This window comes from Pseudomonas saliphila (genome assembly GCF_008638345.1).
Taxonomy (GTDB): domain Bacteria; phylum Pseudomonadota; class Gammaproteobacteria; order Pseudomonadales; family Pseudomonadaceae; genus Halopseudomonas; species Halopseudomonas saliphila.
Map to the genome: position 1 here is coordinate 108,343 of NZ_VTVA01000003.1, position 24,362 is coordinate 132,704.

Sequence of the window (24,362 nt, forward strand, 5' to 3'; positions counted from 1 at the left end):
GATCCAGGCAGGGACGGGCCGCAAAGTCCGAAAAACCTGGGTGTGATGGGCTACCGACACCACGCCAGAGAGGTCTCGGACGGCCGTTAACGTTGACCTGTGTCATTGCAATGAGTTCAGCGTTTGCTCATACTTGCGGCCGCTTCGCCCCCCCTTTAACCATTGCTATCCGTGGAATCTCGCATGAGCACAGCTACCACTCCGACAGCTTATAACTACAAGGTAGTACGCCAGTTCGCCATCATGACGGTGGTCTGGGGTATTGTAGGTATGGCATTAGGCGTTTTTATAGCCGCACAACTGGTCTGGCCCCAACTCAGTTTTGACCTGCCCTGGTTGAGTTTCGGACGCTTGCGTCCATTGCACACCAACGCGGTCATTTTCGCGTTCGGTGGCTGCGCCCTTATGGCCACCTCCTATTATGTGGTGCAACGTACTTCCCAGGCGCGGATCTTCTCCGATGGCCTGGCTGCGTTCACCTTCTGGGGCTGGCAGGCAGTGATCGTGCTTGCGGTCATCACTCTGCCCATGGGTTTGACCTCAACCAAGGAATACGCCGAGCTGGAGTGGCCGATAGACATACTGCTTGCGGTTGTCTGGGTGTCCTATGCAGTGGTGTTCTTCGGCACCATCATGAAGCGCAAGATGAAGCACATCTACGTGGGCAACTGGTTCTACGGCGCCTTCATCGTTACGGTTGCGGTTCTGCATATCGTCAACAGCGCCGCTATGCCGGTCAGCATGTTCAAATCCTACTCTGCCTACGCCGGTGCTACTGACGCCATGGTGCAGTGGTGGTATGGCCACAACGCGGTGGGTTTCTTCCTGACTGCAGGCTTCCTGGGCATGATGTACTACTTCGTACCCAAGCAGGCCGGCCGTCCGATCTACTCCTATCGCCTGTCGATCGTTCACTTCTGGGCGCTGATCGCGTTGTACATCTGGGCAGGCCCGCATCACCTGCACTACACCGCTCTGCCTGACTGGGCGCAGTCCCTGGGCATGGTGATGTCGCTAATCCTGCTGGCTCCGAGCTGGGGCGGCATGATCAACGGCATGATGACCCTGTCAGGTGCCTGGCACAAACTGCGTACCGATCCGATTCTGCGCTTCCTGGTCGTCGCTCTGGCGTTCTATGGCATGTCCACCTTTGAAGGCCCGATGATGGCCATCAAGACGGTCAACGCTCTGTCCCATTACACCGACTGGACCATTGGTCACGTGCACGCGGGCGCCCTGGGCTGGGTGGCAATGATTTCGATCGGCGCGATCTACCACATGATTCCCAAGCTGTTCGGCCGTGAACAAATGCATAGCGTTGGCCTGATCAACGCCCACTTCTGGCTGGCGACTGTCGGTACCGTTCTGTACATCGTATCCATGTGGGTAAACGGCATTACCCAGGGCCTGATGTGGCGCGCGGTAAACGTAGACGGCACGCTGACCTACTCATTCGTAGAAGCACTGGAGGCCAGTCATCCCGGCTTCGTGGTTCGCATGATTGGTGGCGCGTTCTTCCTGATCGGCATGCTGGCAATGGCTTACAACGTCTGGCGCACTATCCGTCAGTCCGAGTCTGCTGAAGCTGAAGCCGCAGCGCAGATGGTCTGAGGAGTTATTGATGAAACACGATATTGTAGAAAAGAACGTAGGCCTGCTGGTGGTGCTGATCATCTTTGCGATCAGCTTCGGTGGTCTGACTCAGATCGTACCCCTGTTCTTCCAGAAAGAGACGACCGAACCTGTTGAGGGCCTGCGCCCTTACACGGCGGTGGAACTGGAAGGCCGGGATGTGTATATCCGCGAAGGCTGCGTGGGCTGTCACTCGCAGATGGTCCGCCCGTTCCGTGCGGAAACCGAACGCTATGGACACTACTCGGTAGCCGGTGAGAGCGTCTGGGAGCACCCATTCCTGTGGGGCTCCAAGCGTACCGGCCCAGACCTGGCTCGTGTTGGCGGTCGTTACTCCGACGATTGGCACCGTGCTCACCTGATCAATCCGCGTGACGTAGTGCCCGAGTCCAAGATGCCGTCTTACCCATGGCTGCAGGACAACATGCTGGATGGCAAGCACACCGCCCGCAAGATGGAAGTGCTGCGTACCCTTGGCGTGCCCTACACCGATGAAGACATTGCCGGCGCGACGGAAGCCGTTCAAGGCGTCGCCGAAATCGACGCAGTGATCGCCTATCTGCAGCATCTCGGCACCGTTCTGTCCGACCGCAGGTAACCCATCAATGGATATCAACACGCTACGCGGCATAGCCACTATCTTTGCGATGGTGGCCTTCATCGGCATCGTGATATGGGCGTACAGCTCATATAAGAAGAAGGATTTCGACGAAGCGGCCAACCTGCCGTTCGCCGATGAAGAAAACGATGAGAAAACGGCCCGTGAGCAGCATGACACCAGGAGCAATGACAAATGAGTAATTTCTGGAGTGGGTACATCATCGCCCTCACCACGGTCTTTCTTATCCTTATCACCTGGCTGCTGTTTGCCACGCGCAAGGGTCAGCATTCCGACCAGACCGATCAAACTACTGGCCACTCGTTTGATGGCATTGAAGAGTATGACAACCCCCTGCCCCGCTGGTGGTTCATGCTGTTCGTCGCCACCATCGTGTTCAGCGTCGTCTATCTGGTGTTGTACCCCGGTATGGGTAAGTGGAAAGGCGTCCTCGGCTGGACTCAGATCGAGCAGTATCAGGACGAAGTAGACCGCGCCGAGGAACAGTTCGCGCCGATCTTTGCCCGCTACGTCGACATGCCGGTTGAAGAAGTTGCCCGCGATGAAGATGCCGTGCGCATCGGTCAGCGTCTGTTCGCCACCAACTGCTCCGTGTGTCACGGTTCCGACGCGCGCGGCGCCTTCGGCTTCCCGAATCTGGCCGACAACGACTGGATCTGGGGCGGCAGCCCGGAACAGATCAAGACCACCTTGAATGAAGGCCGTCAGGCTGCCATGCCTGCGTGGCTGGCTGTGATCGGCGAAGCGGGTGTACGCAACACCGCAGGCTATGTGCGCAGTCTGGCGGGTCTTGAGTCGGAAAATGTCGATCTTGAAGCAGGCAGGAAGATTTTCCAGACCAATTGCGTTGCTTGTCACGGGCCGGAGGGCAAAGGTAATCCCATGCTCGGCGCGCCAAACCTGGCTGATGACATCTGGTTGTATGGCTCCAGCATGCTGCAGGTTCAGCACACGCTCCGTTTCGGACGTAACGGCAACATGCCGGCGCAAGCGCACCTGGGTGAAGACAAGATCCACATGCTGACAGCCTATGTCTACAGCCTGTCCCAGGAAGATGGTGAAGTGTCAGATACTGGCCGCCCCAAAGGCCGGTAAGCGGTTGCGACTACTGGTCGCATAGTGCCTAGGGCTTTCCCGCAGTAAGCTATGAATGCGGAAAGCCATACCGGCCGGATCCTCTTCCGGCCGGGTTTCCTCCCCCCTCTCCCAACGGCCAAGGCACAGATGACTAAAAAGATCCCAGTCAAAGATGTAACCTCGGGCAAGGTGGAAACGTACGACCTGTACGCCAAGCGCCCGAAAATCCATACTCGCTCCTATACCGGCCTGTTCAAGAAGGTCCGGCAGGCGGGTATCGCAGCACTGTTCATGCTGTACTTCGGTACGGCCTGGCTGCAATGGAATGGGCGTCAAGCCGTGTTGTTCGATCTACCGGCCCGACAGTTTCACATTTTTGGCGCGACCTTCCAGCCACAGGACTTCTTCCTGCTGTCATTTCTGCTGATCATCTGCGCCTTTGGACTGTTCTTCATTACCGTATTCGCTGGGCGGGTCTGGTGTGGTTATACCTGCCCGCAGACCGTCTGGACCTGGATTTTCATGTGGGGTGAGCGGGTTACTGAGGGTGAGCGCAACGCGCGCATCAAGCTCGACCAGGCGCCCATGAGCGCAGAAAAATTTGCGCGACGGACCGCCAAGCACAGTATCTGGCTGGCCGTCTCGATCGTTACGGCGATTACCTTCGTCGGGTATTTCACTCCCATTCGCGAACTGGTCGTTGATACTTTTACTCTGCAAATCAGTGGCTGGGCGGCTTTCTGGGTGTTCTTCTTCACCGCGGCCACCTACATCAACGCCGGCTGGCTGCGTGAGCAGGTGTGTTTTCACATGTGTCCTTATGCCCGCTTCCAGAGCGTGATGTTCGACAAGGACACACTGATCGTCTCCTATGACCCCAACCGTGGTGAGCAACGCGGTCCGCGCAAAAAGGGTGTCGAGCCAGCCTCAGTCGGTCTTGGCGACTGCGTTGATTGCAACATCTGCGTCCAGGTGTGCCCCACCGGTATCGATATCCGCGACGGTCTGCAATATGAATGCATCAGCTGCGCCGCCTGTGTGGATGCCTGCGACGAGGTCATGGACAAGATGGAATATCCGCGTGGCCTGATCCGCTATACCACCGAGCACAACCTGGCTGGGGAAAAGACCAAGATATTGCGGCCGCGGCTGTTCGGCTACGGCGTCGCACTGCTGATCATGATCGGCCTGTTTATCGCCACGGTGGCCAACATGGCCCAGGTATCGCTGGATGTTCAACGCGACCGCAACGTTCTGTTTCGAGAAGCACGCGGCGGCAACATTGAAAACGTGTATATCATCAAGCTGTTCAACAAAAGTCAGGAAGAGCAGACCTATACGCTGGCGGTTGAGGGCCATCCGGGATTGACCCTCGATCTGGCCGAGAACCGCCTAACCGTTCAGCCGAGTTCGATGCTGCAGCTCCCGGTGAGCGTGCAACTGGATCCAGCGTCCATGGAAGGCACCAATATTCCGGTGACCTTCGAGGTAACCGCACTGGACGATCCGGACATCAGCGCCGAAGCGGAAAGCCGCTTCATGGGCCCAACTTTAAGGTAAACCGATGCACGAAGACGACGATATTCAGCCCTGGTACAAGCAATTCTGGCCGTGGTTCATCATCAGCATACTGGGCCTTTCGGTCGTGCTCGGGCTCGGCCTGCTGTATGTGTCGATCATCAACCAGGACAGCATGGTTCGCGACAATTACTACAAGGAAGGTCGCGCGATCAATATGCACCTTGGCCGCGACCGCATGGCCGAGGAACTGAACCTGACGGCGGAATTCAGCATTGACGATCTGACCCGCGAGATCAGCCTGGTACTCAATGGCGATCTCGACGTGGCTCCGCCAGAGCTGGAGTTCGATATCATGTCGCCCACGCATGCCGAGCGCGACCGTACCGTCATGCTCAGGCGCGTCGACGCACGCCAATACGCAGGCCAGCTGGAATCGGGCCTGGAGGGTCGACACTACGTTGATCTGAGTGATCCGGCGCTGACCGGCGATGATGGCTGGCGCCTCACTGACGAACTCAAACTCGCTCCTGGACAGTCCTACACGCTGTCCCCCCGCTAGTTCATGACCCGTCCTGTATCCTGTTATCACTGTGGCGAGCCGGTTCCGACCGGCTCGTCATGGAGCAGCACTATCCTCGGTGAAAACCGACCCATGTGCTGTCCGGGGTGCCAGGCCGTGGCTGAGGCGATCGTCGCCGGCGGGCTGGAATCCTACTACCGTCACCGCACCGATAAATCCCTCAATCCCGAAGCGCTGCCCGAAGCACTGCAGGGCGAGCTGGAAATGCTCGATCGCGCCGATGTGCAAACGCGTTACGTACGCACTGAAGGCGACAGCCAGCAGATCCAGCTTCTGGTTGAAGGTATTACCTGCGCCGCCTGCGGTTGGCTGATAGAGAAACGCCTGGTGCAAATACCAGGTGTCAGCGAAGCGGTGATCAATCTCGGCAACCACCGGTTAACCGTTAGCTGGCACCCAGAGCAAACGCAGCTATCGGCCATTCTTGCCGAGCTCAAGCGCATCGGCTACGCCGCCTACCCCTATGAGTCGGACAAGGCCAGCGAGCAGATTGCCGCAGAGAACAAGCGGTATCTGCGCCGACTCGGTCTGGCCGGGCTGATGTTCATGCAGGTCATGATGGCGACCATGGCGCTCTACGAGGAATTCAACCAGGACCTCACCGAAAGCATGGCTGTCACGTTGAGATGGATCAGCCTGCTGATGACCACCCCCGTGGTCTTCTACAGCTGCGTGCCGTTTTTCCAGGGCGCCTGGCGGGATCTGCGCAGTCGCCGGCTGACCATGGATGTCTCGGTATCCCTGGCGATCGGTGGGGCTTATCTGGCCGGTATCTGGGCAACCGTGACCAATACCGGCGAGATCTACTTCGACTCGGTGACCATGTTCGCTTTCTTCCTGCTCGCCGGGCGCTATCTTGAGCGCCGCGCCAGGCAACGCACCGTAGAAAGCACTGCCCGGCTGGTCAACCTCCTTCCGCCAAGCGCGGTACGTGTCGACCAATCCGGCAAGGCCAGCCGCATCATGCTCGAGGAGGTCCAGGAAGGCGATCAGTTGGAAGTGAAACCCGGTGAGAGCATTCCCGCAGATGGCATCATCATCGAAGGCGTCAGCAGCATCGATGAGTCCGCCCTGTCCGGTGAGTATCTGCCGCTGACCAAGCGCAGCGGTGACAACGTGGTGGCCGGAACCCTCAACGTCGAAGGCCCGATACGTATCAAGGTGACTGCCATAGGCGACGACACGCGACTGTCGGCGATCGTGCGGCTGCTTGAGCGCGCCCAGTCCGACAAGCCCAAATTGGCGCGCGTGGCTGACACAGTCGCCCAGTATTTTCTATTGGTGGTATTGCTCGCCGTGGTGGTGGTTGGCGGGCTCTGGTGGTGGCAGGTCAACGGCGAAACGGCGTTCTGGATTGTGCTCGCCATGCTGGTCGCCACCTGTCCCTGTGCGCTCTCGCTGGCTACCCCGACCGCCTTGACCACGGCCACAGGAAGCCTGCACAAGCTCGGCATGCTGGTCACTCGCGGGCATGTACTTGAGGGGCTGACCAAGGTCAACACGGTCATTCTGGACAAGACCGGCACCCTCACCGAGGGCCGCATGACCCTGGAGCGGATTAGTGCCTTTGCCGACCAGGATGCCGATCAGGCATTGCACCTGGCACGCATGCTCGAAGCGCGTTCGGAACACCCTATCGCCCGGGCATTCGGCCGCAGCAACGAACAGGCCGAGCACGTCAGCAATCACCCCGGCCTCGGCCTTGAAGGCACCTGTGATGGCCGGCAACTGCGCATTGGCAAGCCTGATTTTGTCGCGCAACTGGGCAATTATCCTGCGCCGCCCCTGCCCGATGCGGCGGGACAGTGGTTGTTGCTGGGTGACGCAAACGGGCCCATCGCCTGGTTCATATTGAACGACCGCCTGCGCCCTGACGCAGCCGAGATGGTCGCCGGTTTGCAGGCGCGGGACATGCGCGTGATCCTGCTGTCCGGCGACCATGCCGGTGTGGTCGAGCGTATGGCGGCGAAGCTCGGTATCAACGAGGCGATTGGCAACGCCAGTCCCGATGACAAACTGGCTTTCATGCAACGGCTGCAGAGCCAAGGCGCGACGGTGCTGATGCTGGGCGACGGCGTCAACGACGTGCCCGTGCTGGCCAGCGCGAACGTGTCAATTGCCATGGGGCAGGCTTCGGATCTGGCCAAGACCAGCGCCGATGCGGTCCTGCTCAGCGGCCATCTGAATGTTATCCTGCATGCATTGAATGGCGCGCGGCGTACCCGCCGGATCATCCTGCAAAACCTGTCGTGGGCCAGTATTTACAACGCCGGCGTGTTGCCCCTGGCTGCATTAGGTATGGTCACCCCTGCCTGGGCGGCGATCGGCATGTCGGCCAGCTCACTGCTGGTGGTACTCAATGCGCTGAGGCTGACACGCCTGGGCAATCCGGTTAACGCAGCCCCTCGTCACTCAATCGCCGTGGAGGAACCCGCATGACCGTTCTCTATATCATTGTACCCGTGGCAGTAGTGCTGGTTATCGTCGCAATATGGGTATTCAACTGGGCCGTGAACAGCGGGCAATACGACGACCTGGACAGCCCAGCCCACAGCATTCTGTTCGACGAAGAAGATCCGGCCCACCTTGCCGCGCAGAAGAAGACATCAACCAAAGAGGATGCGGCGCCGCCAGAATCCGCTGATCCGGAACACAAATCGTGACGCCAGAGCTGCTTCCGCTGATTCTTACTGCATTGGCGCTTGGCCTGCTGGGTGGCGGACATTGCATCGGCATGTGTGGCGGCCTGATGGGCGCCCTGACGTTGGCGATTCCGGTGGAACAACGGCGTGGCTGGCCCATGTGGCGCATCTTGCTCGGCTACAATGCCGGCCGAATCGCCAGCTACACTGCCGCCGGCGCGTTGCTTGGCAGCGTCGGCTGGCTGGTTCGCGACCTGGGTCTGGACATGCTCCTGCGCACCATTGCAGGGTTGTTGATGATTGCCATGGGGCTTTATCTGGCCAACTGGTGGTCAGGACTGACGCGCATTGAAGGCCTGGGTCGCGGTCTCTGGAAGCACATCGAGCCCCACGCCCGCAGATTGCTGCCAGTCAAGCGCGCACCCCAGGCGATAGCGCTGGGCGCCTTGTGGGGGTGGTTGCCCTGCGGTCTGGTCTATAGCACGCTGGTATGGGCGAGTAGCCAGGGCAGTACCGGGCTGTCTGCCGGCCTCATGTTGGCGTTTGGCATCGGCACCTTGCCCACGCTACTCGCCACTGGCCTCGCGGCGGAGCGTCTGATGGCCTTGCTGCGCAAGCGCGCGGTTCGCGTGAGCGCAGCCATAATGGTCATCCTGTTCGGCATCTGGACACTGCCCGGCCCGCACAAGGCGTTGCTGATGGGCCACGGCCCCGGCCACAGCAGCGCGCAGCAGACACAGCCTCATCATTGAAGCGTCACGGGGGCGCCATAGAACAGGCTACCCAGTTGGTGGTACGCTTGCGCTTCACAGACTCGGCTTCGGGATTGAACGGCATGACTGACCCCCTCAAACTTCGGCCCTTGCCAGAACCACACTGCAAGGACTGCACGCTATCCGGACTCTGTCTACCGCTGGCCCTGCAGGCCGATGAAATGGATCTGCTGGATGAGATCGTCAAGCGCGGCCGCCCCCTGAAAAAAGGCGAGATGCTGTTCCGTCAGGGTGAGCCGTTCAGTTCCATTTATGCGCTGCGCTCCGGTGCAGTCAAGACCTACAGCCTTTCCGACAGCGGCGAAGAGCAGATCACCGGCTTTCACCTTGCCAGTGAGATGATCGGTCTGTCAGGAATGGATGCCGATACCTATCCCTTGTCCGCCATGGCGCTGGAGACAACCTCGGTCTGCGAGATTCCCTTCGAGCGACTGGACGACCTAACCGCCTCCATGCCACAGTTGCGTAAGCAGGTGATGCGACTGATGAGCCGTGAAATTCGCGAAGACCAACAGATGATGCTGTTGCTCTCGCGCAAGACCGCCGATGAACGCATCGCCACCTTGCTGATCAACCTCTCGGCGCGATTCCGGGCCCGCGGTTATTCAGCCAAGGCGTTCCGACTCGCCATGTCACGTAATGAGATCGGCAACTACCTTGGTCTGGCGGTCGAAACCGTGTCGCGGGTGTTTACCCGGTTTCAACAGCAGGGCCTGATCGCTGCCGATGGCAAGCAGATCCAGATACTTGAACATACCCAGCTTTGCGCGTTGGCCGGTGGCCAGGGCGAATAATCATTATCGCGAGTGCAGCATGATATTTGACGAGTACAGCATCAAGACCCTGATCAGGCCCGTTCCGGATTTTCCCAAGCCGGGCATTATTTTCAGGGACATCACGCCACTCTACCGCTCCCCCCGCGCCATGCGCATGGTGGCGGACAGCCTGATCCAGCGCTACGTCGAGTCTCCGATCACCCATATCGGCGCGATCGATGCCCGCGGCTTTCTGCTGGGTTCGGTGCTTGCTTATGAGCTGAACAAGCCGCTGGTGCTGTTTCGCAAGCCGGGCAAGTTGCCCTGCGACACGCTCTGCGAAACCTATGAGACTGAGTACGGCGAATCGCAGGTTGAAGTGCATCGCGATGCGCTGAGTAAGGGCGATCAGGTGCTGCTGGTAGATGACCTGATCGCGACGGGCGGCACCCTGCTCGCCGCCGCGCGGCTGATAAAGCGGCTGGGTGCCGAAATCTACGAGGCTGCAGCCATCATCGATCTTCCTGATCTGGAAGGCTCACTTAAGATGCAGGATGCAGACATTCCCACCTTCACTCTGTGTGCATTCGAAGCCGACGAATAATGTGCCTGGGCCGGACCTCCTGGTTTCGGCCCGCCTCAAACCTACCTACACTGAACCGACATGAACTCGACTCTAGAAGCAACCCAGCCTTGGCGCCTGCGCCTCGCCGAGCTGATCGAACGCCCGCGTACCCAGTTTCTGGTCATGGGCCTGATCCTGATCAACGCGGTGATCCTTGGTCTGGAAACCTCACCCACCGTGATGCAGCGTTGGGGCAGCCTGTTGATACGTCTCGATCAACTGATCCTCGGATTATTCGTTGTGGAAATTGCCCTGCGCTTTATTGCGCACGGCTGGCGGCTCCTGCGCGACCCCTGGGGGCTGTTCGACACATTGGTGATTGCGATTGCCCTGGTGCCGGCCAGCGGCCCGCTTGCCGTGCTGAGAGCATTGCGCGTGCTGCGGGTACTGCGTCTGATTTCAATTGTGCCCAGCATGAAGATGGTGGTGCAGTCATTGCTCTCCTCGCTCCCGGGAATGGGCAGTATCGTCGCACTGCTCGGACTGGTGTTCTACGTGGCCGCCGTCATCGCCACGCAGCTGTTTGGCGCGGCCTTTCCGGAGTGGTTCGGCACCCTCGGGGCTACGCTCTACACGCTGTTCCAGGTCATGACCCTGGAAAGCTGGTCGATGGGTATCGTGCGGCCGGTAATGGAGGAGTATCCCTATGCCTGGCTCTACTTTGTCCCCTTTATCCTGATCGCCACCTTCATGATGCTCAACCTGTTTATCGCCGTGATTGTCGATGCGATACAAACCAACCGGGAGCGCGTCGCCGAAAGCAAAGCCCAGGGCCAGGAAGAGAAAAAGAAATCCACGACCAGCCTCTCAGGCACCAACCAGGAACTGTTACTACAGGAAGTACGTCAGTTGCGGGCCGACATACGCGCCCTGCAAGACCGTATCGATGAGCGCTGAGGCACTTATCGAAAGGGGCACGCCAGCATACCGGCGTGCCTGCCTGGCGTTAGTAATCGCCTCGCTGGTGATTTTCGCCAACCTCTATGCCATCCACCCGCTCCTGCCGCTGATTGCAGAGCAATTTCAGGTCTCCACGCTGCAAGCCGGTAACGCCTTTACCATCACCAGCCTGACGCTCGGCCTGTCGCTTCTGGTGCACGGACCGCTCTCCGACGCTGTCGGCCGCCGGGCCCCGTTGTTGGTCGGACTGGGCGCTACCGCGTTACTCACCTTCAGCATGGCGTTCACTGCTCATTTCACTACGCTGGTGTGGTTGCGTGCGGCGCTGGGTGTCGCTCTGGGCGTACTGCCTGCGGTGGCCATCGCCTATCTCGGCGACGCCATGTCGCGTACGGCGCTGGTCGGTGCTGTTGGTCTGTATATCGGCGGCAACACGCTGGGCGGCGCCGGCGGCCGACTGCTCGGCGGATTCATCGCCGACTATTCCAGTCTCCGGACGGTTTTCCTTACCCTAGGGACCTTGAGCCTCTGCGGTCTCGCCGTGGTCGCCCGACTATTACCGCCAGCCACGGGGTTCGTCGCACGTCCGTTGTCACTGGGGGGTAGTCTCAGTGGGTTTCGCGCGCATCTGAGCAACCCTGCCCTGCTCCCCGCCTTCGCAGTAGGCGGGCTGAATTTCATGATTTTTATCAATCTGTACACCTACCTCACATTCCGCCTGAGCGCCGGGCCCTGGCAGCTGGGTGCTGGTAGTCTGGGTATGCTTTTTCTCACCTACCTTGCCGGAACCGTTTCTGCCACGTTTTCGGGCCGCGTTCCATTCAGTCATGCATTGCACGGCATGATGACCGGCGTTGCGTTGCTGATACTGGGTACGCTGTTACTGCTCACCGACCAGCTCTGGTTAATCATCATTGCCCTGCTATGCAACGCCTGCGGATTTTTCCTCACCCACTCGTTAGCCAACACCTGGGTTAATCAGCAAGCCGGCTTCGGCAAGGCAAGTGCATCCTCCCTCTATTCGGTGTTCTATTACATGGGCGCGGCGGCGGGCGTCTACTATCTGGGATTTTTCTGGGAACTGGCTGGATGGAACCTTGTAGTCTTTGCCAGCCTATTCATTCTTTGTCTAAATGCCGGACTGATCTGGCGTCTTTACCGACATTTGTGACGCATTCCCGTTTTCCGCCCCGCCGGGATGTCTTATATTCACCACTATAATAAATTGCGCCTGCAGCCTGACCTGTCCTATAGCTAGGCGCAGACAAGAGGGAATACAGATGGGAATTATGACTTTGCCGCCGGACACGCGGTTGCTGTTGATCGATGACCATCAGATCTACCTTGACGGACTCAGCCTGACCCTTACCAACCTCTGCAAAGACGTGAGCCTGGATCATGCCCACAACGCGGCAGAGGCCGAAGCGCTGGTGAGGGCCAATACCTTTGATCTGATCCTCCTCGATCTGCAATTACCCGACAGCAGTGGTCTGGCTCTGCTACAAAAGTTGAGAGCGATAGACTCACTGGTACCCATCGCGGTCCTGACCGCGAGTAACAGTCCCCGCGATCTTGACGCAGCGCTGCAAATGGGGGCCGCAGGTTTTATCAGCAAGACCGCTGACGGTCAGACGCTGCTTGATGCAGCGACCCGCCTGTTATTTGGTCAACAAGTGGTGATTGCTTCGGAATGCCCGCCACTCGACCGCCAGGGCAATGCCCGGGATCTGGGCGTAACGCCCCGCCAACTGGAGATTCTCGACCTGCTCTCGGAGGGCCTGCCGAACAAGGTGATCTGCCAACGCCTCAATCTGTCTGAAGACACGGTCAAGACGCATCTCAAGGCGCTGTTTTCCACCCTGAATTGCCACAATCGCACCGAATGCGTGAACAACGCACGCAAGCTAGGGTTGGTCAGCTTATAGTTTCGACCACTGGCAACAGCCGTTGCACGGTTCGCCGCAGGCGAGCTGGCAGGACCGGTTTATAGATGACTCCGACATCAGATTGACGCGCCTCGACGATTAACTCTTCACTGGTGTCAGCCGTAATCAACGCCGCAGGCCCTACATAGATTCGCTGTGAGCGCAGCTCACGAATCAGCTCCAACCCGTTCATTTGGCCCTCAAGCCGAAAGTCCGACAGCAACAGATCTACCGGGCTCTTTTGCAACCCCAGCAGCGCCTGTTCCGCGGTTTCGTAGCAGACAACCGTGCACCCCCATTGGCGCAAGAGCGTTTCCGTAGCCTGCAGGTTGATCTCATCGTTTTCCACCACGGCAATCAGCCCCTTGAGTGGCTGACCTTCAGGCATGGGCGCAACCTGTCTGTCGGCGACCCAGTCCGCTGCGGGCACTTCCAGCCAGAATTGCGAGCCTTTGCCGGGGGCCGACTCGACGCCCGACGGGTATTCAAGCAGATGCAACAATTGTCGGCATATCGACAACCCGAGACCGACACCCTTTTCCAGCGTACGGGCCGGGTTTCGAAGCTGGGTAAATTCCTCGAATATGCGTTCCTGCTCGTCTTCGGTCAGCCCGCAGCCGTTGTCGACCACCGCCAGCCGGGTGCGCTCGCCACAACGCGTGACCTCGATACACACTTCCGTGGCCTGGGCATGGACCAGCGCATTATTCAGATAATTGCGCATCAGCCGCTCAAGCAACAGCGCGTCGGCCATCACCGCGCAGTGGCGCGGACAGTTCAGCTTCAATGTCACGCCCCGCTCTTGAGCGCTGGATTCGAGAGTACCCAATAACTGTTGCAGCCAGGGCTGAAGATTGATTGCGCGCAGCTGCGGCCGCACCATGCCGACGCTCAGCCGCGAGATATCCAGCAGCGAATTGAGCATGGCTTGCAGCAGATGGGTGGAATCGGCCAAACGCCTGACGGTGATCCTCGCCTCTGGCTCCTTCACCCTTTCGTCCAGATGCTGAATGAACAACGACATGGCGTGCAATGGCTGCCGCAAATCGTGGCTCGCCGTGGCCAGAAAGCGCGTCTTGCTCTGACTCTCACGTTCAGCGCGCTTGCGTGCGGCTTCCAGCAAGCGCTCGTTGAGATAGGCGCGCCGCATCATGTATTCGTAGACGTACGCTCCAAGACTTCCCATGGCCGCAAAAGAGCCGAGGAACAGTGCCCCGGACAGGATCAAGTAGCGCGAAGAGCCTACCCAGTATTCCGCCAGCAGGTACGCGAAGACGATGAACCAGGAGCCAATTACCGCGTGCCACATCGGCAGTCCCAGCAGAAAGAAGCCGGACAGCAACACCAGATAGAGGCCATCATGGGTCACAGGGACCGGCACCACGGTGAGGCGACTGCTGGTGATGACCAACACCACCATCAGGCCAACGCAGACATATGCCACCGTCGCAGCAAAGAAAGCGGCATCGGGGGCGACCCGCCCGGGTCGATTTGCATACCAGGTAATGATGCATATCAGGATTAACACGCCGCCCCGAATCGGCACGGTGTAGCGATGGATTACTTCCGGAAGGTAGGCGACATCCACCCACATGAACAGCAGCATGAAACTGATACTGGAAAAGGCGACGACGGCGACGCGCCCACACATCTTGCCATGCAGATATTCACGAAACGCGGGTTCGAATTGCTTGGTAAAACGCAGGGCTGCAAAACGCCGCTGCTGCGCAAGCAGTGCTGGTTCGTCCAGGGCCGTTCCTGAAAAAGGCGTATCAGTCGCTTGCATGTGCCATCATCCGGTCTGATGTCGCGGGGCATTTGGGTGATATATCTCGAAGAAATATATCTGCTTGCCACTGCGTTTAAATAGTTTAAAAAACAGGCTTTTACTTTGGATATTCAGCGCTATGCTTGAACTAAAGCATAAGCGCAGGATGCCATTGTGACAGCAAGTGCTATCAATCCGGCCATTAGTCTTCCCCACGATCTCGGATCAACCAGCCAGGTCAAAGTGGCGCCGACTTTTGCGCTCGCCTCAATCAGTAATATTCGGTCTGCGGTGATTGCTCCCACCCTGGATTTTCTGGGGGTGGCCTGCACTGCCGCCGAAGATCTGATACTGGGTACGCTGCTGGTCATGTCGAGTCTACCGCAGGCCAAATGTTCGTCGGAGGGTATCGGCCCCTATGCCATACCGCCAACGCTGCATATTGAACTCTGGGATCACTATCTCGCACGCTCTCCCGACCAGGCAAGCCTGGTGCGCGGTTTGGCCAGTCAGCATTGTTTTCTGCAGAATCCGCACGCCGAGCTCGGCTTCAATCTCGCTTACGCTACCGCCATCGTCTGGGCAATTTATGAATACCGTGGCGTCACACCGGCTGGCCCTACCGGTCTGACTGATCTGGCGCGCATCTGGCAAACAGCGTACCCGCATCGGGGCGGGCGGACCACCGACTTTGTCGACGCCTGGCAGCAGATGTTGGGCGTTTCGCAGGCGGATTGATACCCACTCATAAGGGTGGTCCAGTCAGCTTGACCGCAACCCATGCGCCTACCATGCTGGCTGCTTGTTTCATTCACTGAACCGGAGCCAGACATGCCGCAATCCTTGTCCGTCAATCGCCAGATACTGCTCGCCTCCCGCCCCGTCGGCGCGCCTACCGATGACAATTTCAGACTGGTGGAGACTCCGATTCCCAAGCCGGCACAGGGACAGATGCTGCTACGTAACACCTGGATGTCACTCGACCCCTACATGCGCGGTCGCATGAGCGATGCCAAATCCTATTCCGAACCCACCGAAGTCGGCGCGGTCATGCCCTGCGGCGCGGTGAGCCGGGTGGTTGAATCCAATCTCGATGGCTATCAGCCGGGCGATCTGGTGATGGCCTACACCGCCGGTTGGCAGGATTACACCATTTCCGACGGCTCCATGGTCTTCAAGCTCGACCCCAATATGGAACACCCCTCCCATGCGCTGGGTGTGCTGGGCATGCCCGGGTTCACCGGCTATATGGGCCTGACCGATATTGGCCAGCCCAAAGCAGGCGAAACCGTAGTGGTGGCTGCCGCAACCGGGCCCGTTGGCGCGGTAGTCGGTCAGGTGGCCAAGTTGAAGGGGTGTCGGGTGGTAGGCATCGCCGGCGGCAAACAGAAGTGTGATTACGCCGTTAAGGAGCTTGGCTTCGACGCGTGTCTGGATCATCACCTGGACAGTCTGGAAAGTGATCTGCAGCACGCCTGTCCGGACGGCATCGACATTTATTTCGAGAACGTCGGTGGCAAGGTGTTTGACGCGGTAATGCCGCTGCTCAATCCACACTCGCGTGTGCCCGTTTGCGGGCTGATCGCCCAGTACAATGCCACCTCACTGCCGGAAGGCCCTGACCGGCTCCCGCAGCTGATGCGGCTATTGCTGAGCCAGCGTATCCGCATGCAGGCCTTTATCATCTTCGATAATTACGGCCCGCATTACCCCGAGTTCCTCAAGGTCATGACGCCCTGGGTCAAGGAGGGCAAGGTTAAGGTCAAGGAAGATGTGGTCGAAGGGCTCGAGAACGCGCCGCGCGCGTTCATCGGGCTGCTGGAAGGGAAGAACTTCGGCAAGCTGGTGGTCAAGATCGCTGACGTCTGAGCTCGCAACAGCTCGCTGTCGTAGATAACGGGTGGGACACAGGACGGATCAGCCAGTTGCTTCCGTCCCCCGCCCTTGCGCCTGAAGGTATTCATCCAGACGCCGCTGCTGCGCTGCGCTCAGATGCAGCCCCAGCTTGGTCCGACGCCAAAGAATATCCTCGCTATTCACGGCCCATTCCCGGCCGCATAAATAGCGCACCTCGCGCTCGGTCAGTCCGCCGCCAAAGTCCTCACCCAACTCCTCTGAACCACTGGCCTCGTCCAGGAACTCCCGACACAGCGTGCCGTAGCTGCGCACATACCGAGCGAGTTGCTGCTGGGGCAGCCAAGGGAACTGCGCCGCCAGTTCATCGTGCAATGCCGCCTGGGTATCAAAGTCCCCGCCGGGCAGTGCGTGCTCAGCCGTCCATGCGGGGCCGCCGTCGAGCCAGGGCTCGAGCTTCTCCAGAGCCGCTTCAGCCAGGCGCCTGTAAGTGGTCAGCTTGCCGCCGAACACGGACAACAGCGGCGGTTGCTTGTCAGGTGCCTCCACGGTAAGGGTGTAATCACGGGTCACGGCAGAGGGGTTGGCGTCTTCGTCATCCAGCAAGGGTCTGACGCCCGCGAACCGATGGTGGATATCCGCGCGGGTGAGCTGATGCTTGAAGTGGGCATTAACCACCTCAAGCAGGTATCGCTCCTCTTCCTCAGTCGGGCATATCTCCGCCGGGTCGCCCTGGTAATCGAGGTCCGTCGTGCCGATCAGCGAGAACTGCTGCTCATAGGGTATGACGAACACGATGCGCTGATCCTCGTTCTGCAGAATGTAAGCCTGGGTGCCCGTATACAGCCGGGGCACCACAATGTGGCTGCCCTGAACCAGCCGGACGCCATAGGGTGAACGACTCGAAACCACCTCTTCAATGACCCGTGCGGCCCAAGGGCCGGAGGCGTTCACCAGGGCTCTGGCTTGAATCAGTTCTCTGTCGCCCTCGGCACTCTCCAGCTCCACCCGCCACAGCCCACCCTCGCGTTGCGCCCGGACGCAGCGCGTACGGGTACGAATGTCGGCGCCCAGTGCGCGGGCCTGCATGGCATTGAGCACCACCAGTCGGGCGTCATCTGCCCAGCAATCGGAATACTCGAAGGCGTGGGTAAAGCGCGGTTGCAGCGGCCCCTGATCATCCAGTTGCAGCGCAGTGGAACCCGGCAGTGTCGTGCGCGCCCCGAGATGATCGTAGAGAAACAGCCCGGCCCTCAGCATCCAGCGCGGCCTGAGATGGCTCCTGTGAGGCAAAACGAAACGCAGCGGCCAGATGATGTGCGGCGCCTTGCGTAACAGCACCTCACGCTCGCCGAGCGCCTCATGCACCAGGCGAAACTCGAAATGTTCAAGATAGCGCAAGCCGCCGTGAATCAGCTTGCTGCTGGCCGAGGAGGTGTGCGCTGCCAGATCATGCTGCTCGCACAGCAGGACAGAGAGCCCCCGGCCCGCGGCATCATTCGCGATGCCGACGCCGTTTATCCCCCCACCGATGACCAGCATATCGAACGGACCCTTGCGGCTCACCGACTGGGCACTTTTCATTTCTCCCGGATGCGCTTGCAGCACTCGCCCTACTCCACTGACCTGTCTGACTTGATTAGAGCATACAACCGCGGCCAGAATCGCTTACAAATCCAACGCGGAAACCGCTGCATGACACCCGCTACCAAACAACTCGACAAAGCCAAAGTAGCCTACCGGCTGCACCGTTACGATCACGACCCACAGGCCGAATCCTACGGCACCGAAGCCGCCGAGCGGCTCGCGCTCGAGCCCGGCCAGGTATTCAAGACCTTGCTGGCCGCCACGGAGGTCGGTGAGCTGCTGGTCGCCATAGTGCCGGTAGATCACATGCTGGATCTGAAAGAGCTGGCTCAGGCGGCACGCACGAAAAAAGTCGTCATGGCTGATCCGGCGGCGGCGCAGCGCAGTACCGGCTATCTTGTTGGGGGTATCAGTCCGATCGGTCAGAAAAAGCGCCTGCGCACCTTTATCGATGCCAGCGCAGAGGCATGGCCACAGATATTCGTCAGCGGAGGCCGCCGGGGGCTGGAGATCGAGCTGACTCCGACCGATCTCGCCAGCCAGACAGGGGGTCAGTTCGCCCCGATTGCACGCTAGGGTCTGTTGCCCCGTCCCTACGGGTTGCGATGAATCGGCAACAGACCCTAACCACTTGAGGATGTACATCCATGGGCCATCACATACTCGCAATTGACCAAGGCACCACAAGTAGCCGGGCAATCATTTTCAACGACGAAGCGCAGCCAATCGCGACAGCGCAACAGGAATTCCCGCAATATTTTCCTCAGGATGGCTGGGTCGAGCATGATGGCGAAGAGATCTGGCAGAGCATCCTGGAGGTGTGTCGCGAGGCGCTGAAGTCAGCGCTGCTCGAGGCAGAGGATATTAGCGCTATCGGCATCACCAATCAGCGCGAGACCACCCTATTGTGGGACGCCGAAACGGGTGAACTGCTGCACAACGCCATTGTCTGGCAGGACCGCCGGACTGCGGCTTACTGCGCGGAGCTGCAGGCCGCCGGCCACGAACCCATGGTGACCGAACGCACCGGCCTGCTGATCGATCCGTATTTCTCCGGTACCAAGCTCAGTTGGATGCTGGACAATATCGAAGGCGCCCGCGAGCGCGCCCAGCAAGGCACGCTGCGCTTCGGCACGGTGGACTGCTTCCTGTTGTGGCGGCTCACCGGCGGACGGGTACATCGTACCGATGCCACCAATGCCTCACGCACGCTGCTGCTCAACATTCATACTCAGCAGTGGGATGAGCAGATGCTCGAGCTGCTGGATATACCCCAAAGTCTACTGCCGGAAATCATGGACAACGCGGCCGACTTTGGCGTGACCGATCCGGATGTACTGGGCGCAGCTATTCCCGTGGCTGCCATGGCAGGCGACCAGCAGGCAGCGCTCTTCGGGCAGGTATGCTTCGAGCCGGGCATGGTCAAGAGCACCTACGGCACCGGCTGTTTCATGATCATGAATACCGGCACCACCCCTGTCAGCTCCAAAAATCGGCTGCTGACGACCGTCGCGTACCGGCTCGACGGCGAGACCACCTACGCGCTCGAGGGCAGCATATTTGTAGCGGGCGCGGCCATCCAGTGGCTACGCGACGGCCTCAAACTGATCCAGCACGCTGGCGAAACCGAAGCCCTGGCCAGGCAGACCGGCGACCAGTGCGGCGTATACCTGGTGCCCGCCTTTACCGGCCTCGGTGCGCCCTACTGGGATCCCAAGGCGCGCGGCGCCATATTCGGTCTGACCCGCGACACCGGCATCGCTGAAATTGTCACCGCCGGGTTGCAGTCAGTCTGCTTTCAGTCCCGCGATCTGCTGGATGCCATGCTCAGAGACAGCAACCAGAGCATTTCCACACTGCGTGTCGATGGCGGGATGGTGGTGAACAACTGGGTCGTGCAGGCGCTCGCCAACATACTCGGGGTCGCCGTCGACCGCCCACAAATCACCGAGACCACGGCGCTTGGGGTTGCCTATCTGGCGGGGCTGCATACGGGGGTGTTTCGTGACCTGGAAGCGCTCACCGAGCGCTGGAGCTGCGAGCGGACGTTTGCCGCCGCTATGCCAGAAGCAAAGCGTGAGGAGCTCTATAAAGGTTGGCTGGACGCAGTGAGTCGCGTCAGAGGGAGTAGTTGAGGGTGCGGTGACAAAAAAAGCGGCTCCCTTCCGAGCCGCTGCATGGCGCGCAATATACGCGGAGGCGTAACGCCTCCGCGCATGGGCTCACTCAGTAAACGTCGTGCTGCGTGTTATGCACATTGAATTTGCCGGTTGGGGTAATCAGGCGCTTGTCCTTGATTACGTGCTTCAGCTCCAATGTTTTGTCATCTACTACGACGATTGCTGATTGTTCTTCCTGTCCGCTCCAAACCGAGAACCAGACTTCGTCGCCAGCCTCATTATACTCAGGCTGAACCACACGCTTGGCGCCATCGGTCACGCCTGCCCACTCGGCAATTGGCAGTACCTTGTAGCCAGCACCAAAGTTCTGGATGTCGAATACCGCCACCGATTGACTGATTTTCTCGTCTGGATTGAAGGTGGTATCCAGATACAGGTGCTGAGACTTCGGATGGGTCTTGATGAACAGCGAACCGCCACCCTGACCTTTCAGTGTATCGACCACTTTCCAGGCCTGGTCAGGATGATCCTCAGGATCGGTGCCGATCAGGGAAATAGTCGCATCGCCCAGGTGGCTGGTTGCCCAGACCGGACCAAATTCTGGATGGACGAAGTTGGCGCCACGACCTGGATGCGGGGTTTTGCCTACATCGACCAGGGCGGTCATCTTACGGTCCTTCGAATCGATTACCGCCACTTTGTTGGAGTTGTTCGCAGCCGTCATGAAGTAACGGTGACTGACATCCCAGCCACCGTCATGCAGGAACGGCGCGGTTCCGATCATAGTGGTAGTCAGGTTTTCGATGTCCTCGTAATTGACCAGCAACACCTTGCCGGTTTCCTTGACGTTGACAATGAACTCCGGGTGTTCGTGGGAGGCGATAATCGCCGCCACGCGTGGCTCAGGATGATATTCCTGGGTGCCAACGACCATGCCGCGCGTCGATACAATTTTCAGTGGCTCCAGCGTCTCGCCATCCATGATGGTGTACTGCGGTGGCCAGTAATCGCCGGCGATGACGTACTTGTCCTCGTAGCCTTTGAACTTGGACGTTTCAACCGAACGCGCCTCGATGCCGACCTTGATTTCGGCAACCTTGGTAGGTTCCTTGGCCCACAGGTCAATCATATCGATTCGAGCATCACGTCCAATCACCAGCAGGTATCGCCCGGATGCGGACATGCGCGAGATATGCACAGCGTAGCCGGTCTCGATAGTCTTGATGATTTCCTTGCTCTTACCATCAATCAGAGCGATTTTGCCGTCGTCGCGCAGGGTGACCGAGAACAGGTTGCCCAGATCCAGCTTGTTCATCTGTTTAGTCGGACGATCCTCAGGCTTGACCAGCACTTTCCAGGATTCGCGCATATCTGCCATGCCCCACTCCGGCGGCACTGGCGGCGCGTGTTGGATATAGCTCGCCATGATCCTGATTTCGTCCTCGGTCAGTTCACCGGAAGACCCCCAGTTCGGCATGCCTGCGGGGGAGCCGTAGGAAATCAGGGCCTGCAGATATGCCTGACCACGCTCCTGAGTGATATCGGGTGTCAGCGGCTTGCCGGTCGCGCCTTTGCGCAGCACACCGTGACAACCCGCGCAACGCTCGAAGTACGTCTTCTGAGCGTACTCAAATTCTTCTTCGGTAAGGTCCGGTGCACCGGGCGACCGAACTATCCCGACCGCAGCTGCATCAACTTCCGACGGCCCACCTTGATAGGCGGAGGCCGGGTCTTCGGCCTGCGGAACAGCGTGGGCCATTATCGAAGCGTTCAACAACAACGCACCAATAGCCAATGCCAACGGATGTTTTTTGATAAACATGATTAATCCCTCAACTTGCTTCATCGAAATGGCAACGAGCTCTGACTACGACTGCTGCCGTGTTATTCGCTCAGAATTGGAAAGTTGCTTCCAGATCTGCGTAGCGCTGCGCGCCGGGAATTTCATCCAGCGGTCGATACTCCCGGTTTAGCAGATTGCCCAGCAACAGGCTAACGCTGACCCGCTCCTGATAATCAATTTTCCAGTTCAGGTTAAGCGTTGCGAAGCCGCCCGCCTGATCGGTTATCTGTCCGAGGTTATCCTCACGCTTTGCCCCTTCGGCGGCCCGCATATACAGGTCCACCTCACTGAACAGGCCAGCGTTGAGCGTCGAAAAATGTCGCAGACCCAGGGTGCCGCTGGCTTCAGGCAGACCACTGTGGCGCGTTGAGCTGTGATTCCCGAAACGGAACGTCCGGCGTGTCAGGTTGATGGAGGCATGGGGCTTCACCGGCAGCTCTCCACGCCATTCCAGGGCCACTTCCAGACCGTGGGTACGGGCCTCATCAACGTTCACGTATTGCCACTGTCGCAGGCGCGAGGAACTCGGCGGCAAGAAACCCTCCGGCGTAGCCGATAACAGGCTACGGTCGATATAGTCCTTGGCATCCGTGCGGTACAGCGCGACGTCCAGCGAGGCCAACGCCGACTCATGGCGCACGCCCAGTTCGACGGTACGCGCCAGTTCTGGTTTGAGCTCAGCGTTACCGTAGTGCACCTCGCTGCCACCGGTAGCGACCGAGAAGAGCTGGGTCAGCGTCGGATAGGAGTAGCCACCGGCGAAGGTTCCGCGCACCGACCAGTTGCTGTCCAGCTGATGCACCAGGCCGAGCGAACCCAGCCAGCGCTCATCCCGGCTGTCTGTTTCGCTGCGGTCGGTACTGCGATTGAGGTCCGACTCGACCACGTAATACCGCCCGCCCAGATGGCCGATCCAGTCCGGCGCGAACTGCCAGCGCTGCTGCACAAACGCCGAAAACGTGTTTTGCTCCGCGTCCTGCACAGAGCTGCGCGACGTGTTTCTCGGAGGTCCAAAAGGCGGCGATACGGTGGTTGCCGTCTGTTTGTCTGCATTGAGCTGATCCTGCATGTATTCAACGCCAGCCAGAGTCGGCTGATTAGCAAACAGGTCCATCTCGGCTTTCAGCGCCAGCCCGCGGGTGCGCAGATCGTCTACTGCCACGTTGTCTACTGCGATTGAGGGAAAGCCACTGACCTCCACACTGTTGGTGAAAGTACGGTCAACCTGACGATGAAATCCATCAAGCGACAGTCGAGTGAGCCAATCCGTTACCGCCTCGGCCTGATAGAAGAATGCATAGCGGGTCTGATCGCGCTGCGGAAACTCCAGGGTCAAGCGCTCGCCAGGAACTGGATCAATCCAGGTATTGGCCGCGAGATTGAACTGCTCCGCCTTCAGCACCAACTGTTGATTAGCCCAGCGGTAGCCCAGATGAGCGCTGACGGATTCATTGTCGTAATCGGAATGATCCAGGGTGCCGTCCGGCGTACGCCGATCGCCATGCTCGCTACGCGACAGAGCAAGCCTGTAATCGAAGCCGTTCATGCTTCCCCCGAGACCGGCGGAGCTTCTGTAGCCCTGGGTCGCCGAGTAATAGCCAGCACCCGCGTGGCCCTCCAGAGGCTTGTCACCGCCGCCCCGGGTGATGATGTTTACTACGCCGCCAATGGCATTCGAGCCATTGATCACGGATGACGGCCCGCGGATGACCTCGATCCTGTCGATCATTGCTGGATCAATAAGCAATGGCGTGCCATAGGTGGAATGATCAGTGAGAGCCTGTCCGTCAATCTGGATAGCGACCCGCCGGCTGCTCTCACCGCGGATGGAGATACGCTTCATACCGGGGGTGTCGGAATCAGCCAGCGTGACGCCAGGGATATCGCGGAACAACTCCGCAGCATCAGCCACAGGCTCACGTTCGATATCATAGCGGTCAAGCCGCGTGACACTCGCCGGGCTCAGCAGCAACGACTCACGCATGCCGGTGGCGGTAATGATGCTGGGCTCAAGCTCCAAAGCCTGCTCAGCAAAAACGCCAGGCGTAGCAAGCAGCGCAGAGACTGTTGCCAATAATGCTGGTCGTTTATTCATCAACCACTCCATCGGTGTACTTTATGACTGACAGTATGGTCAATCA

At 59.1% G+C, this 24,362-nt stretch carries 22 protein-coding genes; 18 read left to right on the plus strand and 4 right to left on the minus strand.

Translation table 11 applies throughout. The features are described from left to right. The first annotated feature begins 183 nt into the window (after nucleotides 1-183). The 14 genes from ccoN (at nucleotide 184) to FHK95_RS04490 (ending at nucleotide 13,049) form a co-directional block, all read left to right on the plus strand. Nucleotides 184-1,611: a cytochrome-c oxidase, cbb3-type subunit I gene (gene ccoN / locus FHK95_RS04425; RefSeq protein WP_150303406.1), complete on the plus strand. Its 1,428-nt coding sequence runs from the start codon at nucleotides 184-186 to the stop codon at nucleotides 1,609-1,611. A gap of 10 nt (nucleotides 1,612-1,621) precedes the next feature. Continuing rightward, a complete protein-coding gene (ccoO, locus tag FHK95_RS04430) occupies nucleotides 1,622-2,230 on the plus strand; it encodes a cytochrome-c oxidase, cbb3-type subunit II (protein ID WP_178114710.1) in 609 nt (202 codons plus the stop codon). 7 nt (nucleotides 2,231-2,237) lie between these two features. Further along, nucleotides 2,238-2,429, plus strand: coding sequence for a cbb3-type cytochrome oxidase subunit 3 (locus tag FHK95_RS04435; RefSeq protein WP_150300967.1), 192 nt, complete (start codon nucleotides 2,238-2,240; stop codon nucleotides 2,427-2,429). Beyond that, nucleotides 2,426-3,346 carry a cytochrome-c oxidase, cbb3-type subunit III gene (gene ccoP, locus FHK95_RS04440; RefSeq protein ID WP_150303408.1) on the plus strand — a complete coding sequence of 307 codons (921 nt, stop codon included), beginning with the start codon at nucleotides 2,426-2,428 and terminating at the stop codon, nucleotides 3,344-3,346. The genes FHK95_RS04435 and ccoP overlap by 4 nt, the downstream gene beginning before the upstream one ends. A 129-nt stretch (nucleotides 3,347-3,475) precedes the next feature. Next, complete coding sequence (ccoG, locus tag FHK95_RS04445; RefSeq protein ID WP_150303409.1) at nucleotides 3,476-4,888, plus strand: cytochrome c oxidase accessory protein CcoG; 1,413 nt, start codon at nucleotides 3,476-3,478, stop codon at nucleotides 4,886-4,888. A 4-nt stretch (nucleotides 4,889-4,892) separates the two neighbouring features. After that, nucleotides 4,893-5,408: a FixH family protein gene (locus FHK95_RS04450; RefSeq protein ID WP_150303410.1), complete on the plus strand. Its 516-nt coding sequence runs from the start codon at nucleotides 4,893-4,895 to the stop codon at nucleotides 5,406-5,408. Nucleotides 5,409-5,411: 3 nt separating this feature from the next. Beyond that, the gene (locus FHK95_RS04455) at nucleotides 5,412-7,868 is read left to right on the plus strand and encodes a heavy metal translocating P-type ATPase (protein ID WP_150303411.1); all 2,457 of its coding nucleotides are present in this window, start codon (nucleotides 5,412-5,414) and stop codon (nucleotides 7,866-7,868) included. Further along, nucleotides 7,865-8,092, plus strand: coding sequence for a cbb3-type cytochrome oxidase assembly protein CcoS (gene ccoS, locus FHK95_RS04460; protein ID WP_150303412.1), 228 nt, complete (start codon nucleotides 7,865-7,867; stop codon nucleotides 8,090-8,092). The genes FHK95_RS04455 and ccoS overlap by 4 nt, the downstream gene beginning before the upstream one ends. Further along, complete coding sequence (locus FHK95_RS04465) at nucleotides 8,089-8,823, plus strand: sulfite exporter TauE/SafE family protein (RefSeq protein WP_235906714.1); 735 nt, start codon at nucleotides 8,089-8,091, stop codon at nucleotides 8,821-8,823. Before ccoS ends, FHK95_RS04465 begins: the two co-directional genes overlap by 4 nt. An 83-nt stretch (nucleotides 8,824-8,906) precedes the next feature. After that, entirely contained in the window at nucleotides 8,907-9,638 is a 732-nt protein-coding gene (fnr, locus tag FHK95_RS04470; protein ID WP_150303413.1) for a fumarate/nitrate reduction transcriptional regulator Fnr, read from the plus strand. Between the two features lie 19 nt (nucleotides 9,639-9,657). Continuing rightward, on the plus strand, nucleotides 9,658-10,203 hold the full coding sequence (locus tag FHK95_RS04475; protein ID WP_150303414.1) for an adenine phosphoribosyltransferase: 546 nt from the start codon (nucleotides 9,658-9,660) through the stop codon (nucleotides 10,201-10,203). 60 nt (nucleotides 10,204-10,263) lie between these two features. Continuing rightward, on the plus strand, nucleotides 10,264-11,121 hold the full coding sequence (locus FHK95_RS04480; RefSeq protein ID WP_150303415.1) for an ion transporter: 858 nt from the start codon (nucleotides 10,264-10,266) through the stop codon (nucleotides 11,119-11,121). Beyond that, entirely contained in the window at nucleotides 11,111-12,295 is a 1,185-nt protein-coding gene (locus tag FHK95_RS04485; protein WP_150303416.1) for an MFS transporter, read from the plus strand. The genes FHK95_RS04480 and FHK95_RS04485 overlap by 11 nt, the downstream gene beginning before the upstream one ends. 109 nt (nucleotides 12,296-12,404) lie before the next feature. Next, entirely contained in the window at nucleotides 12,405-13,049 is a 645-nt protein-coding gene (locus FHK95_RS04490) for a response regulator (protein ID WP_150303417.1), read from the plus strand. On the opposite strand, the gene FHK95_RS04495 is transcribed toward FHK95_RS04490, so the two are convergent. After that, on the minus strand, nucleotides 13,039-14,835 hold the full coding sequence (locus FHK95_RS04495) for a hybrid sensor histidine kinase/response regulator (protein WP_150303418.1): 1,797 nt from the start codon (nucleotides 14,833-14,835) through the stop codon (nucleotides 13,039-13,041). The two genes, FHK95_RS04490 and FHK95_RS04495, sit on opposite strands and share 11 nt — an antisense overlap. Before the next feature lie 156 nt (nucleotides 14,836-14,991). Between FHK95_RS04495 and FHK95_RS04500 the strand changes: the two genes are divergently transcribed. Beyond that, entirely contained in the window at nucleotides 14,992-15,555 is a 564-nt protein-coding gene (locus FHK95_RS04500) for a hypothetical protein (protein WP_150303419.1), read from the plus strand. Between the two features lie 93 nt (nucleotides 15,556-15,648). After that, nucleotides 15,649-16,686, plus strand: a complete 1,038-nt coding sequence (locus FHK95_RS04505; RefSeq protein WP_150303420.1) for an NADP-dependent oxidoreductase — start codon at nucleotides 15,649-15,651, stop codon at nucleotides 16,684-16,686. A gap of 48 nt (nucleotides 16,687-16,734) precedes the next feature. Here FHK95_RS04505 and glpD read toward each other — a convergent pair whose 3' ends face one another. Next, nucleotides 16,735-18,255: a glycerol-3-phosphate dehydrogenase gene (gene glpD, locus FHK95_RS04510; RefSeq protein ID WP_150303603.1), complete on the minus strand. Its 1,521-nt coding sequence runs from the start codon at nucleotides 18,253-18,255 to the stop codon at nucleotides 16,735-16,737. Between the two features lie 111 nt (nucleotides 18,256-18,366). On the opposite strand from glpD, the gene ybaK reads away from it, so the two are divergent. Then, nucleotides 18,367-18,834: a Cys-tRNA(Pro) deacylase gene (gene ybaK, locus FHK95_RS04515; RefSeq protein ID WP_150303421.1), complete on the plus strand. Its 468-nt coding sequence runs from the start codon at nucleotides 18,367-18,369 to the stop codon at nucleotides 18,832-18,834. Nucleotides 18,835-18,905: 71 nt separating this feature from the next. After that, nucleotides 18,906-20,393: a glycerol kinase GlpK gene (glpK, locus tag FHK95_RS04520; protein WP_150303422.1), complete on the plus strand. Its 1,488-nt coding sequence runs from the start codon at nucleotides 18,906-18,908 to the stop codon at nucleotides 20,391-20,393. Between the two features lie 91 nt (nucleotides 20,394-20,484). On the opposite strand, the gene FHK95_RS04525 is transcribed toward glpK, so the two are convergent. Beyond that, nucleotides 20,485-22,200 carry a cytochrome D1 domain-containing protein gene (locus FHK95_RS04525; RefSeq protein ID WP_408003588.1) on the minus strand — a complete coding sequence of 572 codons (1,716 nt, stop codon included), beginning with the start codon at nucleotides 22,198-22,200 and terminating at the stop codon, nucleotides 20,485-20,487. A gap of 70 nt (nucleotides 22,201-22,270) precedes the next feature. Then, nucleotides 22,271-24,316, minus strand: coding sequence for a TonB-dependent receptor plug domain-containing protein (locus tag FHK95_RS04530; RefSeq protein WP_178114711.1), 2,046 nt, complete (start codon nucleotides 24,314-24,316; stop codon nucleotides 22,271-22,273). Nucleotides 24,317-24,362: the final 46 nt, after the last annotated feature.

What these genes read in the sequence shown, in the direction of transcription:
- ccoN (WP_150303406.1), top strand. Translation starts at nt 184, where the DNA reads ATGAGCACAGCTACCACTCCGACAGCTTATAACTACAAGGTAGTACGC.
- ccoO (WP_178114710.1), top strand. Translation starts at nt 1,622, where the DNA reads ATGAAACACGATATTGTAGAAAAGAACGTAGGCCTGCTGGTGGTGCTG.
- FHK95_RS04435 (WP_150300967.1), top strand. Translation starts at nt 2,238, where the DNA reads ATGGATATCAACACGCTACGCGGCATAGCCACTATCTTTGCGATGGTG.
- ccoP (WP_150303408.1), top strand. Translation starts at nt 2,426, where the DNA reads ATGAGTAATTTCTGGAGTGGGTACATCATCGCCCTCACCACGGTCTTT.
- ccoG (WP_150303409.1), top strand. Translation starts at nt 3,476, where the DNA reads ATGACTAAAAAGATCCCAGTCAAAGATGTAACCTCGGGCAAGGTGGAA.
- FHK95_RS04450 (WP_150303410.1), top strand. Translation starts at nt 4,893, where the DNA reads ATGCACGAAGACGACGATATTCAGCCCTGGTACAAGCAATTCTGGCCG.
- FHK95_RS04455 (WP_150303411.1), top strand. Translation starts at nt 5,412, where the DNA reads ATGACCCGTCCTGTATCCTGTTATCACTGTGGCGAGCCGGTTCCGACC.
- ccoS (WP_150303412.1), top strand. Translation starts at nt 7,865, where the DNA reads ATGACCGTTCTCTATATCATTGTACCCGTGGCAGTAGTGCTGGTTATC.
- fnr (WP_150303413.1), top strand. Translation starts at nt 8,907, where the DNA reads ATGACTGACCCCCTCAAACTTCGGCCCTTGCCAGAACCACACTGCAAG.
- FHK95_RS04475 (WP_150303414.1), top strand. Translation starts at nt 9,658, where the DNA reads ATGATATTTGACGAGTACAGCATCAAGACCCTGATCAGGCCCGTTCCG.
- FHK95_RS04480 (WP_150303415.1), top strand. Translation starts at nt 10,264, where the DNA reads ATGAACTCGACTCTAGAAGCAACCCAGCCTTGGCGCCTGCGCCTCGCC.
- FHK95_RS04485 (WP_150303416.1), top strand. Translation starts at nt 11,111, where the DNA reads ATGAGCGCTGAGGCACTTATCGAAAGGGGCACGCCAGCATACCGGCGT.
- FHK95_RS04490 (WP_150303417.1), top strand. Translation starts at nt 12,405, where the DNA reads ATGGGAATTATGACTTTGCCGCCGGACACGCGGTTGCTGTTGATCGAT.
- FHK95_RS04495 (WP_150303418.1), bottom strand. Translation starts at nt 14,835, where the DNA reads ATGCAAGCGACTGATACGCCTTTTTCAGGAACGGCCCTGGACGAACCA.
- FHK95_RS04505 (WP_150303420.1), top strand. Translation starts at nt 15,649, where the DNA reads ATGCCGCAATCCTTGTCCGTCAATCGCCAGATACTGCTCGCCTCCCGC.
- glpD (WP_150303603.1), bottom strand. Translation starts at nt 18,255, where the DNA reads ATGAAAAGTGCCCAGTCGGTGAGCCGCAAGGGTCCGTTCGATATGCTG.
- ybaK (WP_150303421.1), top strand. Translation starts at nt 18,367, where the DNA reads ATGACACCCGCTACCAAACAACTCGACAAAGCCAAAGTAGCCTACCGG.
- glpK (WP_150303422.1), top strand. Translation starts at nt 18,906, where the DNA reads ATGGGCCATCACATACTCGCAATTGACCAAGGCACCACAAGTAGCCGG.
- FHK95_RS04525 (WP_408003588.1), bottom strand. Translation starts at nt 22,200, where the DNA reads ATGTTTATCAAAAAACATCCGTTGGCATTGGCTATTGGTGCGTTGTTG.
- FHK95_RS04530 (WP_178114711.1), bottom strand. Translation starts at nt 24,316, where the DNA reads ATGAATAAACGACCAGCATTATTGGCAACAGTCTCTGCGCTGCTTGCT.